The organism is Spirillospora sp. CA-294931, from assembly GCF_050946795.1.
Taxonomy (GTDB): Bacteria; Actinomycetota; Actinomycetes; order Streptosporangiales; family Streptosporangiaceae; genus Spirillospora.
In genome coordinates this window covers 2,302,086-2,319,033 of sequence record NZ_CP192006.1, presented here as the reverse complement: position 1 = coordinate 2,319,033, position 16,948 = coordinate 2,302,086, and the positions used below count along the sequence as shown (strand labels likewise).

The window sequence follows — 16,948 nt, the reverse complement described above, 5'->3', positions numbered from 1 at the left end:
GTGGTCGTGGGGGCGGGTGGTGACGGGGTGGGGGTGGTCAGTCGCAGGCCTTGCCTAGCTTTTCGGGTGTGGCGCTTATCACCCCGTTGAGCTGGGCGGTGTCGCCCGTGGCCACGGTTGTGGCGGCCGCGCGCAGGCGGCCCGCCTCGTCCTTGAGGACCTTCTTCAGCGTCTTGTCGTCGGCCTTGGCGGACAGGCCGTCGACGCGTCCCGCCAGTTGCTCGGTGGGCTGCTTCCACTGGTCGGGCTTCGCCGCCGAAACGCCTCTGACCTGCGTGATGTACTGCTCGTAGGCCTTCTTGGCGTCGGCGCAGACCGTGCCGGTGTTGTCGCCGCCACCGCACCCCGACAGCAGGCTCGTGCCGCACAGCACCAGCACCAAGCCCGCCACGCGGGTCACCCCGTGCCGCATCGCGCCCCCTCCTCTTGATCTCCGTCGGCCAGTGCATATACTTCCGCATTAGGTCATGAGCGCCAGCGTCAAGCCCCGGCTTGCTGGCCGGCAACCCTTCGTCCGCGATGGGGTGCCCCGGGTGAGGACCAGGCCGGACGCGACCGCGTTCCGGCAAGCGCGGATCCCGCCGGAGAACTCCCGGGGTCCCTGGACTCCGAGGAGCCCCGCATGTCCGCAGCCACGCTCACCGCCGTCGCCACCCCCGCGTCCCGTGTCCCCGCGGTCGAGCCGCGCGTCATCGGCACGGACGCCACCGTCCCGCTGGACGACGGCCGCACCGTCACCTACGCCAACTTCGACTACGCCGCGAGCGCGCCCTGTCTGGAGTCCGTGCAGGACGCCATCACCCGCGCGCTCCCCTACTACAGCAGCGTCCACCGGGGCGCGGGCTACGCCTCGCAGGTCACCACGGAGGCCTACGAGAAGGCCCGCGAGACCGTCCGGGACTTCCTGGGCGCCTGGCGGCGCGCGGCGGTCGTCTTCACCCGCAACACCACCGACGCCATGAACCTGCTGGCCCACGCCGCGCCGCAGGGCACCACGGCCGTGGTCTTCGAGACCGAGCACCACGCCACGCTGCTCCCCTGGAAGCGGGCCGTGCGGCTCCCCGCGCCCGCGACCCCGGCAGAGGCGATCTCCGCCGCCGACCGGGCGCTGGCCGAGGCCCCGGCGGGCCCGCGCCTGCTCGTGGTCACCGCCGCGTCCAACGTCACCGGCGAGCTGTGGCCGATCGAGGAGCTCGCCCGCGTCGCCCACGGCCACGGCGCCCGAATCGTGGTGGACGCCGCGCAGCTCGTCCCGCACCGCCCCCTGGACATGTCCGCGCTCGACCTCGACTACGTCGCCTTCTCCGGACACAAGCTCTACGCACCGTTCGGCGCGGGCGTCCTGGCGGGCCGCGCCGACTGGCTGCGCGCCGCCGACCCCTACCTCAAGGGAGGCGGCGCCAGCGCCGCGGTGACCGACGGCGGCGACAGCACCCGCTGGGCCACCGACGCCCAGCAGCGCCACGAGGCCGGGACGCCCAACGTCCTGGGCGTCATCGCCCTCGCCGCCGCCTGCGAGACCCTCGCCGCGACCGGCTGGGACGGCCTCATCGAGCACGAGGAGCGGTTGCTGGCGAGCCTGCGCCGGGGAATCGCCGTCCTGCCGGGTGTGCGCGAACTCACTCTGTGGGGTGGGCGCAACCCCCGGGTGGGAATCGTGTCTTTCGTCGTGGACGGCTGGAACGCACGCGATGTGGCGCTTACGCTGTCGGGGAAGCACGGCATCGGTGTCAGGGACGGGAAGTTCTGCGCGCACCCGTTCGTCCAGCACCTGCTCGACGCGGGTGACCAGGGCGAGGGCTGCACTCAGGGCCAGGGAACGGCGGTGCGCGCGAGCTTCGGTATCGGAACCACGCAGGAGCACGTCGACAGGCTCCTGTCCGCCCTCGCGCGTCTGGCCTACGGGACGCGCGGGCAAGTGCCGGACCAGGTCGCCCACGGCGGCCGATAGGGAGCTTTGGTCCTGTTCGCCCATGTAGCGTAGGCGGGTCCGCTCGGTGACGCGGGCGGAGGAACGCGCGGGATGAAACAGGGGGTAGCGATCGTGGCCGACGCGTGGCAACCCACGTCGGAACTCGAACGCAGGCTGCAGGAGTCCGTCAGTTCGGGCAACCAGGAGGGGTACTTCCGCCTTCTCGCCGAGAGCGAGCTGGTGGTGCCCGTCCCGCCGGACCTGATCGACGACGTCCTCGCCAACGAGGCCCAGCCCACATGGCCGGCCCAGGAGGAGGACGGCCGCACGTTCGTGCTCGTCTACACCTCCGCCATGGCCATGCGGACCTGCCTCGGCCCGGCGTACCGGCACTTCATGCGGCTGAAGTTCTCCGACCTCGCCGACACCTGGCCCGACGCCCGCTGGTGGCTCGCGGTCGACGCCCCCGCCAAGGGCGTCGAGATCGCGCCCCTGCCCATCGAGGCCCGCCTGCCCGCCTGGTTCATCCGCCAGATCGCCGACGGCGACACCCGTCCCCCGGAGGTCGGCCGCCCCACCCTCGGCGCCCCATCCCCCCGACCGGCCGCCGAGCCCGCAGGCGCCCGCCCGGGCACCGCCCCGTCCGACCCTCTCGCCCCGGCACAGCCCCCTGGGGGCGGCCACACGCCGACACCCCACCATGCCCCGGCCCCCGCGGCAGCGCCGGGCCCTGGGCCCCGGGACACCTCACCGGCTGACCCGCTCGCCCCCGCGGTCGAACACACCGCCCCCCAGGACGCAACACAGCCTCCCGGGGGCGGGCTCGCGGCGGCTCCCGGCGCGGCGCCTCAGCACGCCTCGCCGTCCGACCCGCTCGCCCCGGCCCCTGGAGACGAACACGCCTCGCCGGCGGACCCTCTTGCCCCGGCCCCCGTAGGCGAGGACGCGGCGGGGGGCAAGCACGTTGCGGCGTCCGGTCCGGCGCAGCACGGCGCGGCCCCCGTTGCTTCCGGTGAGCATGCGGCGCCAGTGGGATCCGACCCGCTCGCGCCCGCGGCGAATCCGAACCCGTCGGAGCCCGTCGGGGCAACCGGGGAGCATGCGGCCCCGCCGGGGCCGGTTTCGCGGGGTGCGCATGCCGCGCCCGGCCCCGTGGACGACCAGCAGCCTTGGGAGGAACTCCAGGCGCAGCACCGCGACCTGCCGCGTGAGGAGCGGCGGCCGGAGTTCCAGCCCGCCAACGACGTCGAGCGGGGTCTGCTGCGGGCGGCCACGTCCAACGACCACGACCTCTTCCTCCAGACCCTGGCCGACGCCGAGGTCCTCGTCCCGATCCCCGAGGACATGGACTACCTGCAGCGGCCCGGACGTCCCGGCTTCCCGTGGCAGACGCGCGAGGTCGACGGGGCGACGGTCGTGCCGATCTTCACCTCGCCCGAGCGGCTGGTGGACGCCGGGGCGACCGGCTCCGACTACATCAAGCTCGCCTTCACCGCCGTCCTGCGTTACTGGCCCGACCCGGGCTGGCTGCTGGCGATCAACTCCGGCTCCCCCGCCGGAGGGACGATCCTGGCCGAGCAACTGCCCGGCCTGGCGGTCTGGGCCGACCAGCGCGCCGCGCGCCGCATGGCCGAGACGTTCGACCCGCAGAACGAGGTCGAGCAGCGCCTGCTGGACGCCGCGCGCCGCCGCGACACCGACGCCTTCTTCAAGGTGCTGCTGGGCGCGCAGGTCCTGGTGCCCGCCGATCCCGAGGTGCCGTGGGGCATCACGCCGGACGACCCGGAGTTCCCCTGGCGGCCCGTCCTGGTCCAGGGCACCCCGTCCATCCAGGTCTTCACCTCGCTGAAGTGGATGAACGAGGCCATCGGCTCCTCGCGCTTCGTGATGCCCAGTTTCGTCGACATCGCCTCCGCCTGGCCCGACTCCGGCTGGACGCTGGTGATCAACCCGGGCACCCCGGTGGACGCCACGCTTCCGCCCGAGCAGATCCGGGCGCTCGGCGGCCCCGCCACGGCCCGGCCCATCCCGCAGCCCGCGCCCGAACCGCAGCCGCGGGACGTCCCCGCCGAGCCGCGGCCCGCCGTCCCCGAGACGCAGGCGCAGCCCGTGACCGAGCCGGTGCCGCCTCCCGAGCCGGAGACCGTCCAGGCGAACGAGCCGGAGGAGCCGGTCGAGGAGTTCGAACCGGGCAACCGGATCGACCAGGAGCTGTACGAGGCCGCGCTCAGCGGCGACTCCGACGCGTTCCTGCGGGTGCTGATGGCCGCGAACGTGCTGGTCCCGATCCCGCTGGACGCGCCGCTCGAGGTCACGCCCGTCCAGCGCGAGTTCCGCTGGGAGGCGGCGCTGCGCGACCCGTCGTCGGTCCAGGTGTTCACCTCGCTGGTGCGGCTGCGCGAGGTGCTCCCCGAGTCGCGGTTCGTGTACGCCGACTTCCGCGAGCTGATCGGCTCGTGGCCGCGCGACGACTGGGCGATGCACCTCAACCCCGGCACCCGCATCGGCGCCTCGCTGCGCGGCGACCAGGTGCGCGCGCTCAGCGAGTGGGCCGTCCGGGTGGGGCTCGTCCAGCCCAGGCCCGAGGTCCCGCTGCCGCCGCCGTCACAGCACCAGCAGCCCGTCGCGGAGCCGGAGCCGGAGCCGGCGCCCGAGCCCGAACCGGAACCCCAGCCCGTCGAGACGGTCACGGTGCCGCAGTCGTTCGAGGCGGCGCCGCCGACCCCCGAACCGGTCGCGCCGCGCCCGCTGCCCGCGCCCGACGCCGACCGGCTCACCGAGCCGTCGATCATGCAGAAGGTCGTCCCGCACGGCCATGTCGGCTGGTACCTCGAACAGGGGTACGACCGGGTGGGCGGCTTCGTCCACCAGACCGCCGACGTCGCCGAACTGCAGACGCCCGTCCAGCTGTACGAGACGCTCGGGCTGCTCTACGACGACTCGCCCTTCGACCCGGCGGACGAAGGCGTCTACGTGATCCGCTGGCCCGCGTACTGCCCCGACCTCTACCGCATCCCCTTCGGCGGACGCTCCGAGGAGGAGGTCGCGGCCTGGGGCGAGGACGGCTGGGTCATCGAGCGCGCCCCGTTCCTCGGCGGCGGCTTCGCGCCCGGCAGCGCCGGTTCCATCCGCGAGTACAAGGTGGACAGCGTCCGGCTCCCATACGGGGCGGAGATGTACTACCTCGGCATGGACCGCTCAGAGCAGTTCGTGGCGATGTACGACCCCGACCGCCTCGCCTGGCTGCGTCCCGATCCCGCCACCCAGCAGGCGGACGGCCGGACGGAGGCCGCCCAGTGATCCGCGACGGCTACGTCGCCCGATGGCTCGGCCGCGAGTTCGAGGCCGCCCCCGGCGCCGACGGCGAGATCCGGCTCTACACGCCCGACCCGACCGACGGGTTCGACGAACTGCGCCCGGGACGCTTCCGGCGGATCGTCCCGGCCTCGGAGATCGAGGAGCTCCGCTACGTCCGCACGGTCGGGACCTGGCGCGGAGAGCCTTTTGTGATCGTGGGTGAGCACGAAGGATGGCTCCGGGTCGAGTACACCGGCGGTCGTTCGTCCTCGGCTGAGCGTCTCGAACTCGACCGCGTCGACCACGGCGTGTGGCAGGCCTGGGCGCCCCGATCCGAGATCGAGGACATTCGCGAAGTTTTCGCCTGATCAACTAGAGTTCACCTCCTGGGGTTGATTTGGGGCGCGGTTCCGTGTTCGCATGAGTCCGGTGGCGAACCTGGGGCCCAGGTCCGCCTCGGGCGCTCAACGATGAACGCGATGGAGGAGCTGGCGCGGTGCTTTCCCGACCAGGCAGGCCGATCTTTGTAGGACTCGGCACGGCGGCGATCCTGGCCATGGGCGCCTCCCCCGTCCTGGCCGAACCCGAACCCGGCGCGGCGCCGGACCTTCTGGTCACGGTGACCGTCGCGGACACCAAGGTCGAAGCGGGCACCGAGGTGCCGGTGACGGTGACCCTCAGGGCCCAGAACGGCACCGTGAAGGAAGCCCGGATCTCCGGCGTCGAGGTGAAATCCTCCAGAGCAACGGTCAAGCCGATCGTGACGCCTCCCCCGCGCTGCCCGCAGTTCCTCACGGCCGGATGCGACTTCGACACCGTCACGTCCGAGCCCGAGTCCGTCACCGCGGTCGTATCGCTGCCGAAGACGCTGAAGCAGCTCACCACCCTCGACTTCAAGGTCACCGTCAAGGGCATGAGCGAGGGCAACGCCCTGGAAGGCGGCGACTCGGGCCCCACGATCGTGTACACGCCGATCAAGGACGACGAGCCGGACGAGACCAAGCCGCCCAAGCCGCCGACGTCCAAGCCGCCGAAGCCCTCGCCGACGCCGACCAAGCCGAAGCCCAAGCCGTCGCCGACGAAGACCGAGAACGACGACAACAACAGCGGTGGCGGCGGTAACGGGAACAACAGCGGCGGGAACAGCAACAGCGGCAACAACAACACCCCGAACAACAACAGCACGTACACGCCGCCGTCGCCGAACAGCAACCCGCAGGTGGCGCTGCCTCCGATCCAGCAGGCGCCGAGCCCCTCGGTGGCTCCGAACGTGACGCCGACGCCGGAGAGCAGGCTCCGCAACAACAAGGCGCCGATCGCCCAGGACCTCACGTTCGAGCGGATGGCCAGCACGCAGATCGCGTGGCTGGCGGCGCTGATGGTGGCGTTCTCGCTGCTGATGACCCAGCTGCGCCTGGGACGTCCGCGCAACGCGGCGGCCGCCGCCCGTGCCAAGGGCGCTCACCGCCGTCCCAAGCGCGGAACCTTCGGCAAGTAAAGCCCCCGGCCACGCGCGCGAGCGCGGGGACGAAGCCGATCGCCGCACCTTCCGGACACGTGAGCTTCGCTCACACGCGCGAGTGCGGGACGAAACTGATCGCCCGCAAGTTCAGAACGCGCGAGTGGGGTGAATCAGTGGACGCCGCGCATCAGGCCGTGGCAGGCGATGGCCGCGGCGGCCACGACGTTGAGCGAGTCGACGCCGTTGGCCATGGCGGCCGGGCTCATGGGGATGCAGACGCGTTCGTCGGCCTCCTTGAGCCACCGTGAGGAGAGGCCGTCGCCCTCGGAGCCGAGCAGGAGCGCGGCGCGGTCGCCCAGGTCGGCGGCGTCGAGCGGCACCGACGACTGGTCGGGTGTGAGAGCGAGCAGGCGGAAGCCCGCCGTGCGGAGCTCGCCGAGGTCGTCGTGCCAGTTGGTCATCCGCGCATACGGGACGGCGAACACCGCGCCCATCGACACCTTGATCGAGCGGCGGTACAGCGGGTCGGCGCAGCGCGGGGACAGCACGACGGCGTCGATGCCGAGGGCGGCGGCGCAGCGGAAGATGCTTCCGACGTTGGCGTGGTCGACCAGGTCTTCGAGGACGAGCAGCCGCCGGGCCGGGGCGACGGCGTCCGCGACGGGCAGGGGCGGCAGGCGGCGCATGGAGGCCAGGGCGCCTCGGTGCACCTGGAAACCGGCCACGGCCTCGACGGTGGCGTCGTCGGCGACGTAGACCGGGGCGTCGATCTCGTCCAGGAGGTCGGCCAGCGGCTCGACCCAGCGCCGCGCCATCAGGAACGAGCGCGCGGGATGGCCGGTCCCGGCGGCACGGCGGATCACCTTCTCGCCTTCGGCGATGAAGAGCCCGTGCTCGGCCTCCAGGCTCTTGCGCAGGTTCATGTCGCGCAGCCCGGTGTAGTCGCCGAGGCGCGGGTCTGCGGGGTCAGTCACGTGGACGAGGTGGGCCATCCCCCGATTCTGGCGGATGTCAGGGCAGCCGGATCTCCGCGAGGACCGCGTTGTGGTCGCTGCCCGGCAGGTCGTGCACCTCGACCTTCCGGACGGCGCACCGCTCGTCCACCAGCACGTGGTCGATGGTGAGGAGGGGGCGGGGCGCCTGGCCCCAGGTCGGCTTCAGGCCCGCGCCCGCGCGGTCGGCCGCGTCGGCGTAGCCACGGCCGACCAGCCGCCGGAAGTTCGCGTGGTCGAAGGTGGCGTTGAAGTCTCCGGCGAGAATCCGCACCGTTCCCCCGTCGCTGGCCGAGGGGAGGACGGCGAGGTCGTGCCTCCAGTCGCGCAGGGCGCGGCCGGCGAGCGGCGGGACGGGGTGGACGGCCGTGATCTCGACCGTCCGGCCGCCGGGAAGGGTCAGCTCAGCGCGGGGCATGGCCAATTGGGTGTCAGGGAGCTCTGGAAGCGCGCGGAGAGGGTGGCGGGAGTAGAGGCCACTTCCGGCCGCGCCGTCGCGGGGATCGATGACCTTGTGGGGCAGGAGCGCGGAGAGTCCGGCGCTTTCGTAGCGCTCGACGGCGTGCGGCGGGAGTTCCTGGATGCTGAGCACGTCGACGCGGTCGCGTCTGACCAGGTCGGCGAGCCGCGCGGGGTCGGCCTCGCCGAAGTAGACGTTGGCGGTGAGCACGCGGACGACGGGGCCCTTCGCGGCGGGCTCGCCGCCTCCGATGGCCCGGGGCGCCACGGCCGCCGCGAGCGCGAGCGCCACGGCCCCGGCCGCGGTCGCGGCGCGCCATCGGCGCAGCCCGGCGGCGAGGAGCACCGGGATCGGGGACGCCGCCACGGCGTACGGCGTCAGCGCGAGGACGGGCGCGGCGATCACGTCGATGCCGGGGACGCGGTCGCCTCCGGCCCACCTCAGCAGCGCCCACGTCCCCCAGGCCGTGACGCCCGTCCAGGCCGCGACGGTCCGGATCCTGCCGCTTTGGACGCTGGTCACGGGCCGTTCCGACGCGGCCTCCTCGGTCGCGGTCGACTCGCTCACCCGCACCCCCTGTCCGGTCCCGCACGTGCCCCTGATGTGATGACGATCGGCGGGTCCGGCGAGTTGCCGTCCGCCCAGTCCACCGAACGGGATTCATGATCGACATGTCCAGTTGCGTGGTTGGCATCACGTAAGCTCATGACCTGCGGCATTATCAAATTTGAGGTCTTTGTAACCTCCCGTTCGTACTACTACAGTGCCGGTGAGCACGGACGGGTATCTGTTGAAACGAGGCAACCGTGAGCGGTCGTCATCACAATGACCTCCCGGAAGAGTCCCCGGGTGACGGTGGGTACGACCCCTCCACTCCAGTTTTCGGCCCCGCCAACGACGGTTCGTCGGACTGGTTCGGCCCGGGCGGGAACCCCGGCGCAAGCGCTGGCACCCCATACGGCGGCGAGCCTGGCGCAAGCGCTGGCACCCCGTATGGCGGCGAGCCGGGTGCGAGCCCGAGTTCCCCATACGGAAGCGAGCCTGGAGCCAGCCCCAGCACTCCGTACGGCGGCGAGCCGGGAGCTAGCCCCAGCGCTCCGTATGGGAGCGAGCCTGGGGCGAGTCCCAGCGCTCCGTACGCGAGCCCGGGTTCCCCGTACGGGAGCGAGTCGGGCGCGAGCCCGGGTTCCCCGTATGGCGCTGAGCCCGGAGCCAGCCCCCGCGTCCCGTACGGCGGTGAGCCGGGGGCGAGCGCGAGCACACCGTACGGCGGTGGTGAGGTCGGCGGCGGTTATGGGAGCGGCGCGAGTTCGGGGTCCGGCGGCGGCTACGGCGTGACGCCGGGCGAGACTCCCGGGGGCGTGTCTCGGGTGCCGTCCGAGGAGCCGGCCTTCGGGGTCGGCGGGTTCACGGGCGCGTCCGACGCGGGCGGCTACGGGCTGGGACGCACCTCGCCCTCGGTTCCCGGCCGTGGCTCGTCCGGGCCCGCCGGTTCGGGGTACGGGTCGTCGGAGCAGCCTCTCGGGGCGCCGACCTACGGATCGTCGTCCGAGCAGCCGACGGGCTTCTTCGGCGGACGGGCGGGTGACTCCGGTGGTTCGGGCGGATACGGCGGCGGCGGAGGGGGCGGCGGCGGACGTCGCAGCTCCGGCGGCCACGCGTCCGGGGGCAACCGCAAGCGCCGCAGCCTGAGCGCGCTGATCGGGCCCATGGCCGGGGCGATCGGCCTGGCGCTGCTGCTGGGCGTGGGCGTCTACGCGTTCGCCGAGAGCGGCAGCGGCTGCTCGGGCGACGACGCGCTCAAGCTGAACGTGTCGGCGGCGCCCGACATCGAGCCCGCGGTGACCAAGGCGGCCAAGCGGTTCAACGACGCCCGCCACAAGGTCGGCGGCAAGTGCGCGCGCGCCGTGGTCGCCAAGGCGGAGCCCTCCTCGGTGACGACGGTGCTGTCGGGGCAGGGCGTGACGGCGGGCGGCGCCACCCGGCCGGACGTCTGGGTCCCCGATTCGTCCCTGTGGCCCTCGATCGTCCGCAACGCCCCCAAGGGCAAGGACGCCGTCCGGTTCACCAAGACCTCGGTCGCTTCGAGCCCCGTCGTGGTCGGGGTGCCGCGCACGCTGTCGGCCAAGCTGAAGAAGCAGGGCGTGACGAGCAGACCGTCGTGGGACAACCTGCTGCGCATCGGCGGCGGCTCGTCCACCGGCGGCGTCACCAAGAACCAGCTGATCCCGCCGGGTGCGGCGCGGCTGCTGGTGCCCGACCCGTCGCGCACGGCCTCCGGGATGTCGGCGTTGATGATCGCCAATGCGCTGCTGGACAACGACCCGAACAAGGCCGCGCGCTTCACCGGCATCGTCCGCGCGGTCCGCGAGAGCACCCAGCCGACCGTCCAGGCCCAGTACGGGCAGTTCCGCAAGGGACGCGTGGGCAAGCAGCCGGTCGCGCTCTCGTCCGAGCAGGCCCTGTGGCAGTACAACCGGGGCAATCCGGAGGAACCGGCCGTCGCGCTGTACCCGATCGAGGGGACGCTCGCGCAGGACTATCCGGTCACCATCACCACCAACGACGGTGACAAGGGACGCGCCGCCGGGCTGCTGGAGAAGGCGTTCAACACCGAGGCGGCCCGCAACGACGTGCGCGACCTGGGCTTCCGTACGTCCGACGGCCGGGCGCCCGGCGGCTTCGACGCCAAGTTCGGCGTTGACCCCGAGACGCCCAAGCAGCTGCCCAACCCCAAGGCCACGGACGTCGCGAAGATCATGCAGTCGTGGTCGCGGCTGTCGCTCGGGCTGCGCCTGGTCACGCTGATCGACGTGTCCGGCTCGATGGCCGAGAAGGTGTCGCCGACGGCCACCCGCCTGCAGGCGACGGCCCAGGTGGCGCAGGGCGGGCTGTCGATGATGTCGCCGGACACCGAGCTCGGCCTGTGGCTGTTCTCCACCAACATGGACGGCCAGAAGGACTACCGTCCCGTGGTGCCGGTGGGCGCGCTGGGCGAGCGCATCGGGTCGATCACCCGGCGGAGCATGGTGCTGTCGCAGCTGAACCGGATGCGTCCCAAGCCGGACGGCAACACCGGCCTCTACGACAGCGTCCTGGCGGCCTACGCGGAGATGAAGCGGACCTACAAGCCGGAGTTCGGCAACTCGGTCCTGCTGCTGACCGACGGCGCCAACGACGACACCAACGGCCCCACGCTGAAGCAGACGGTGGCCAAGCTGAAGAACGAGTCCGACCCGAACCGGCCGATCCAGATCAACATGATCGGTTTCGGGAAGGGCGTGAACCCCGAGGAGCTGCGGCAGATCGCGACGGCCACCAACGGCGTCGTGGAGATCGCGCAGACCCCGCAGGAGGTCACCGCGATCTTCCTGCGGATGCTGTCGCGGCGGCTGTCCAACTGACGCTCGCGAGCCTCGTGATCCGCCGACGGTGGGTCACGAGGTGCGCGCGTGGCGTGACGGATTCGATGCAGGGGAAGTTCTTCGAATTTCTTCTGAAATCCGTGTCAACCGGACGGCGGGGTCGCTCGTCTGTTTATGTGGAGGCCCGACGGGGAGCGGGGCCGTCGGGCCTCCGACCTTCCTCGCGGTTTCGGCGGGAAGGACCCCCGCCGGAGGCCGGGGACGGTCCACAGCTGCTATCAAAGCCTGTGAAGATCTTTACCGTCAGCCTGTGCGGCTGGCGCCCCTCAGTTCGCGGAGGACCTTGTGTCCAGTTGGCCCAGTCTCGACCGAGCGGACGACGAGCGCCTCGCGTCGTCCCTGGCCGCCGGCGACTCCGACGCCCTCATCCAGTTGCTCGACCGTTATGCGGCGCGCCTGTACGACTACAGCCACGCCCTGCTGCGCGACCAGGAGTCGGCGGCGGGCGCGCTGCACGACGCGCTGGTCGCGGCGTCCGCGCACGTCGTGGGGCTGCGCGAGCCGCCGCGGTTCCGCAGCTGGCTCTACGCGCTGGTGCGCAACGAGTGCCTGCGGCGGCTGCGCGACCCCGACCGTCCGACCGAGCGGTTCGAGGCGCCCGAGGTCGAGGACGTCTTCCTCAACGCCGACGAGAAGGCCCACCGCCTGGAGACGCGGCAGGTCGTCCATGCCGCGCTGGCGGGGCTGCGCGGCCACGAGCGCGAGTCGCTCGACCTGATGCTGCGCCACGGGCTGGACGCCGGTGAGATCGGCGGCGTCATCGGCGTGCCCGCGCAGGAGGCGACCGACCTGACCTGGGAGGCCAACCGCCGTCTCGACGACGCGCTGGCCGCCGCGGTGATCGCCCGCGCGGGCCACCAGGGCTGCCCGGAGGCCGCCGAGGTCGCCGGGGACGGCTGGCCGCCCGTCCCGGCGGTCGTGCACCGGCTGATCAAGCACATCGACGGCTGTCACGCCTGCACCGAGCGGCGCCACCGCACCGTGTCCACCGGCCGCCTGCTCCAGGTGCTGCCGGTCGCGCTGATGCCGACCGACCTGCGCGGCTGGATCCTCACCACGATCACCGCGCCCGAGTCGATTCCCGAGCTGGACGAGATCGTCCGCCGGGCCGAGCCGTTCGACCCGTGGGGCTGGCCCGTCCCGCTGGAGACGCCGAAGACCGGCGCGGGCGCCGACGAGCGCCGCAAGCCGCCGCCGCGCGTGTGGCCCGCGATCGCGACCGCCGCCGCGGTGCTCCTGGTCGTCTTCGGCGGGTTCCTGCTGATGCCCGACTCGTCCAAGTCGCGGTCCAGCGCGCAGGCGTCGCCCGGCGCCTCGTCCTCCCCGGCGGCCGACCCGTCGGACCCGGGGGGCCAGACGCCGACCGAGAGCGAGTCCCCGTCGCCCACTCCGACGCCGACCGACAGCACGTCGCCGTCGCCGAGCGAGTCGCCGTCGTCCACGCCGTCGGCCTCGGCGTCCCCCAGCCAGCGGCCCACCAGGACGCCCAGCCCGCCGGCGTCCTCCCAGCCCCCCGCGAAGCCGGGCACGCTCGTGGCAGGCGGCTGCGGCATGGAGGCGGGCGAGTCGTCCTGCCCGGTGACGCTCAGGGCGGTCGGCGGCAAGGTCTCCTGGTCGGTGAGCGGCACGTCCGGCGGCGTCACGGCCTCGGGCAGCGGCACCCTCGCCAAGGGCGGATCGGCCTCGATCACGGTCACGCGGTCCGGCGCCTGCACCGGCTCGGGCGGCAGCGGCACGGTCACCATCTCCCCCGGCGCGTCCGCCCAGGTCAGCTGGAAATGCGCGCCTCCGGACGGCGACGGCGGGCAGAACGCCTAGAACTGGCCCCCTCAGCGGCCCCGGGGCAACCCCGCCGGGTCCGTCCAATCGGCGCGACGACCGTGAAAGCCGGTCCTCGCGCCGAAACTTTTCGGGCGGCCGGAACAGCGTCCTGACGTGCGCGGACGGCGACGGACCGTGGCTCATTAATCACTCAAATCACCCGAGAAGCAGAAATCTCGGGTGATTTGCTGGCAAGATCGGGCAGCCAGAGCGGGGTCGGACGATCCCGGCCCGCTCCTCGGGGGCAGTCCGAACCAGCGAAAAGACCTGGAGGAATTCCGTGTCCGGTGGGCCAGGACCCGGCCAGTTCGATGACCCTCGGCTGGCGGACGCGCTGCGAGCCGGCGACGTCATCGCGCTGACCGAGGTCTACGACACCTACGCTCCCTTCCTCTTCGACTATTGCCACGGGCTTCTGCGCGATCGGGTGGAGGCGGCCGGAGCGCTGCGCAACTGCCTCATCGCGGCCCGCGAGCATGTCGACCGGCTGCGCGAGCCCGAGCGGCTGCGCGGCTGGCTCTACGCGATCGCCCGCAAGGAGTGCCTGCGGCGCCGCGACAGCCCCAACCGCCACACCGGCCAGGAGGCCCCCGAGGCCGACGACGGCGACCTCAGCGACGAGCAGATCGCCCGCCGCGAGGAGCGCAGGAAGCTGGCCTTCAGCACGCTGGCCGCGCTCACCGGGCGCCAGCGCGAGGCGATCGACCTCTCGACCCGGCACGAGCTCGACCCGGTCGACCTCGCCGGGCTCTTCGGGATCAGCTCGGGCGAGGCCGCCGATCTGCTCGCCGAGACCGAAGAGGCCCTCGCCACCGCCCTGACCGCCGCGCTCGTCGCGCAGAACCACACCGACGACTGCCCGAGCGCGTCCGCGCTGGTCGACGGCTGGCCGCTGTCGGCGCAGACCGCGCAGTCGCTGTCGCGGCACGTGACCAGCTGCCCGACCTGTAGCGCGCACGAGGCCCCCGACCTGCCCGCCGACCGGCTGCTGGCCGTCCTGCCGATCGCCGCGATCCCCGGGGACCTGCGGCTGGACGTCCTCACGGCCGCGACCAGCCCGGACCGGGCCGACAACCGCCGCTCGATCGCCGCCTGGACCGAGCCGTTCGACGGACGCGGCTGGCCCGTGCCCTACCTTCCGGCGCCGCAGCGCGCTAAGGAACGTCCCGCCGGGGGCGGGACGGGACGCCTCGTGCTGGCGGCGGTGGGCGGCGTGGCCGCCGTCGTCGTCCTGGCCGCCTCGGTGTCGGCGTTCGGCGGCGGCGACTCGGGCCCCAGCACCGCCTCGGTCGGGCCGTCGCAGGGTTCGCCGAGCGACCAGCCGTCCGGGACGCTCCCGGCCGTGCCCCCGCCCGGCACCAGCCCGAGCGCGTCCCCCAGCGGATCGCCGACGCCGACCTCGTCCAGCCCGTCGCCGTCCAAGTCGCCCTCGCCGTCCAAGTCGACGACGGCCGAGCCCAGCGGCAGCGCACCGCCGCCCAAGCCGACGCCCTCGCACCGTCCCCCGCCGCCGCCCGCGAGCCTGCGGATCTCGGGCTGCGCGATGGGCGGCGGAGACGAGTGCAAGATCACGCTGACCGCGGTCAACGGCCCGATCTCCTGGCAGGTCACCGGAGTCTCCGAAGATCTGAACGCCGGTGGCGGCGGACGGCTCGGCGCGGGACAGTCGACGCGCGTCATCGTCACGCGCGACTCGGCCTGGTGCCTCGGCGGGCCCAAGAGCGGCTCGGTCTCCTTCTCCCCGGGTGGCACGGCCTCCGTCACCTGGTGCACCTGACGCCCCGCCGGTGCGCCGGGCGCCCCTACCCGCGCCCGGCCCGCCCGACACCACGTCCCTGACCCCGCCCCGCCCCGCCCCTCGCCGCACGCCTCGCACCACCCCGCACGCCCCGCACCGCGCCGCACACCCCGCACCGCACGTGTCGCGCCGCACGCCCCGCACGCCCCGCAAGCCCCGCAAGCCCCGCACGCCCCGCACGCCCCGTGCCGCACCGCACGTGCCGCACCGCACGTGCCGCACCGCACGTGCCGCACCGCACGTGCCGCACCGCACGTGCCGCACCGCACGTGCCGCACCGCCCGGCACTCCGCTACCAGGGCGGCTCCGGTGCCGCGTGGCGGCGTGTTACCAGGGTGCGCCCGCGTCCAGGACCGCGTGCGCGCGGCCGAGCAGGATCGGGACGCCGTCGCCGACCTTCTCGAAGCCCTCGCCGACGGTGGCGTTCTGCAGGAACCTCGCGTGGATGCCCTCCAGGATGACCGCGAGCTTGAAACAGGCGAAGGCGACGTAGAAGTCGAGGTCGCCCAGGTCGTACCCGGTCGCCTCGGCGTAGCGCTCGGCGAAGCGGCGCCGGGTGAAGAAGCCGGGCGAGGCGGTAATCGTGGCGCCTACGGGGAGCGACCCGGCGTCGGCGGCCTCGGCCCAGTAGACGAGGGTGAGCCCGAGGTCGGAGAACGGGTCGCCCAGCGTCGACATCTCCCAGTCGACGACGGCGGCGATCCTCGGCTCGGGGTCGAGCCTGGCCAGGGCGTTGTCGAGCCGGAAGTCCCCGTGGACCAGGCGGGCGGGCGCTTCGGCGGGCAGCCGCGCGGTCAGCCGGGCCACGAGCCGGTCGTATTCGGGGAGGGCGCGGTCGGTGCCGGTGGCGCGGATCGCCTCCTGTGAACCCGTCCACTGCTTGCCCCACCGCGCGAGCTGACGGGTCATGTAGCCGCTCGGACGGCCGAAGTCGCCCAGGCCGACGGCCTCGACGTCCACGGTGTGGATCGCGGCCAGCGCCTCCACCAGCCGCTCGCTGAGCCCCTCGGCCTGCTCTGGGGTGAGGTCGACGGCGTCCTCGGGCGTGCGCAGGACGCGGCCCTCGACATGGTCCATGAGGTAGAACCGCGCGCCGATGACGTCCTCGTCCTCGCAGAACGCCAGCGTCCTCGGGACGGGGACGTCGCTGCCCGTGCCCAGCGCGGACAGGACCCGGTACTCGCGTCCCATGTCGTGCGCGGTCGGCTGGACGTGCCCCAGCGGCGGCCGCCGCAGGACGATCTTCCGCCCGCCGTCCAGGGTGATCGCGTAGGTGAGGTTCGAGCGTCCTCCCGCGATCAGGTCGATCGCGGCGATCCGGCCGGTGCCGGGCAGCGCGCCGGCCAGCCAGGCCGCGAGGCGGGGGACGTCGATGCCGGGGGCTCCGGCGGGCAGTTCAGCGTCAGCGGTCATGACACCCTATTAGAACGTTGTTCGGTCCCGGGTGGGAACCCCCGGCACTCGGCGGCTGGTTACTCTCCGGCCAGATCCGGCCACGTTCGGGTTCCGTCCCGCTCGGGCGCCAAAGCGCGCCAACCTGCGACGACGCGCCGAATGCCAACTTGTCGCATTTGCGGCGTTCAGGAATCAGGGATTCTCAGGTGGATTCGAACGACCGGCTGGGTACGCCTCTGCATCGACGCCGCTCAGAGCGGACAGCATGGGAACCGGCGTCCTCTCGCCGTCCGACCCGGCCCATGGCGGCAGGCCGGGCTCAACCGAGCCCTGCCGGGCATGAACCTGACTAGACCATTCGGGGCCCGACCGCCCGATTGGGGGGG

General features: G+C 73.0%; 11 protein-coding genes and 1 riboswitch. Of the genes, 7 read left to right on the top strand and 4 right to left on the bottom strand.

Features of this window, described 5'->3' with window-relative positions:
* Window positions 1–37: 37 nt before the first annotated feature.
* A complete protein-coding gene (locus tag ACQPY4_RS10795; RefSeq protein WP_433335081.1) occupies window positions 38–412 on the bottom strand; it encodes a hypothetical protein in 375 nt (124 codons plus the stop codon).
* 51 nt (window positions 413–463) lie between these two features.
* A riboswitch (SAM riboswitch) is annotated at window positions 464–578 on the top strand.
* Window positions 579–622: 44 nt separating this feature from the next.
* Between ACQPY4_RS10795 and ACQPY4_RS10790 the strand changes: the two genes are divergently transcribed.
* The 4 genes from ACQPY4_RS10790 (at window position 623) to ACQPY4_RS10775 (ending at window position 6,707) form a co-directional block, all read left to right on the top strand.
* On the top strand, window positions 623–1,951 hold the full coding sequence (locus tag ACQPY4_RS10790) for an aminotransferase class V-fold PLP-dependent enzyme (RefSeq protein WP_433335079.1): 1,329 nt from the start codon (window positions 623–625) through the stop codon (window positions 1,949–1,951).
* 72 nt (window positions 1,952–2,023) lie between these two features.
* Complete coding sequence (locus ACQPY4_RS10785; protein WP_433335077.1) at window positions 2,024–5,212, top strand: SseB family protein; 3,189 nt, start codon at window positions 2,024–2,026, stop codon at window positions 5,210–5,212.
* Window positions 5,209–5,577: a hypothetical protein gene (locus tag ACQPY4_RS10780; RefSeq protein WP_433335075.1), complete on the top strand. Its 369-nt coding sequence runs from the start codon at window positions 5,209–5,211 to the stop codon at window positions 5,575–5,577. The genes ACQPY4_RS10785 and ACQPY4_RS10780 overlap by 4 nt, the downstream gene beginning before the upstream one ends.
* Window positions 5,578–5,705: 128 nt before the next feature.
* On the top strand, window positions 5,706–6,707 hold the full coding sequence (locus ACQPY4_RS10775; RefSeq protein WP_433335073.1) for a hypothetical protein: 1,002 nt from the start codon (window positions 5,706–5,708) through the stop codon (window positions 6,705–6,707).
* 134 nt (window positions 6,708–6,841) lie between these two features.
* Here ACQPY4_RS10775 and ACQPY4_RS10770 read toward each other — a convergent pair whose 3' ends face one another.
* Both ACQPY4_RS10770 and ACQPY4_RS10765 read right to left on the bottom strand, forming a co-directional pair.
* Window positions 6,842–7,663, bottom strand: a complete 822-nt coding sequence (locus ACQPY4_RS10770) for a TrmH family RNA methyltransferase (protein ID WP_433335071.1) — start codon at window positions 7,661–7,663, stop codon at window positions 6,842–6,844.
* A 19-nt stretch (window positions 7,664–7,682) separates the two neighbouring features.
* Complete coding sequence (locus ACQPY4_RS10765; protein ID WP_433335069.1) at window positions 7,683–8,690, bottom strand: endonuclease/exonuclease/phosphatase family protein; 1,008 nt, start codon at window positions 8,688–8,690, stop codon at window positions 7,683–7,685.
* Window positions 8,691–9,493: 803 nt separating this feature from the next.
* Between ACQPY4_RS10765 and ACQPY4_RS10760 the strand changes: the two genes are divergently transcribed.
* The 3 genes from ACQPY4_RS10760 (at window position 9,494) to ACQPY4_RS10750 (ending at window position 15,146) form a co-directional block, all read left to right on the top strand.
* A complete protein-coding gene (locus tag ACQPY4_RS10760) occupies window positions 9,494–11,527 on the top strand; it encodes a substrate-binding domain-containing protein (RefSeq protein WP_433335067.1) in 2,034 nt (677 codons plus the stop codon).
* 306 nt (window positions 11,528–11,833) lie between these two features.
* Window positions 11,834–13,366 carry a sigma-70 family RNA polymerase sigma factor gene (locus ACQPY4_RS10755; RefSeq protein ID WP_433335065.1) on the top strand — a complete coding sequence of 511 codons (1,533 nt, stop codon included), beginning with the start codon at window positions 11,834–11,836 and terminating at the stop codon, window positions 13,364–13,366.
* Window positions 13,367–13,649: 283 nt separating this feature from the next.
* Complete coding sequence (locus ACQPY4_RS10750; protein ID WP_433335063.1) at window positions 13,650–15,146, top strand: RNA polymerase sigma factor; 1,497 nt, start codon at window positions 13,650–13,652, stop codon at window positions 15,144–15,146.
* Between the two features lie 348 nt (window positions 15,147–15,494).
* On the opposite strand, the gene ACQPY4_RS10745 is transcribed toward ACQPY4_RS10750, so the two are convergent.
* Window positions 15,495–16,580: a phosphotransferase family protein gene (locus ACQPY4_RS10745; RefSeq protein ID WP_433335061.1), complete on the bottom strand. Its 1,086-nt coding sequence runs from the start codon at window positions 16,578–16,580 to the stop codon at window positions 15,495–15,497.
* Window positions 16,581–16,948: the final 368 nt, after the last annotated feature.

Coding starts and splice junctions, on each gene's coding strand:
- ACQPY4_RS10795 (WP_433335081.1), bottom strand. CDS start 412: ATGCGGCACGGGGTGACCCGCGTGGCGGGCTTGGTGCTGGTGCTGTGC.
- ACQPY4_RS10790 (WP_433335079.1), top strand. CDS start 623: ATGTCCGCAGCCACGCTCACCGCCGTCGCCACCCCCGCGTCCCGTGTC.
- ACQPY4_RS10785 (WP_433335077.1), top strand. CDS start 2,024: ATGAAACAGGGGGTAGCGATCGTGGCCGACGCGTGGCAACCCACGTCG.
- ACQPY4_RS10770 (WP_433335071.1), bottom strand. CDS start 7,663: ATGGCCCACCTCGTCCACGTGACTGACCCCGCAGACCCGCGCCTCGGC.
- ACQPY4_RS10745 (WP_433335061.1), bottom strand. CDS start 16,580: ATGACCGCTGACGCTGAACTGCCCGCCGGAGCCCCCGGCATCGACGTC.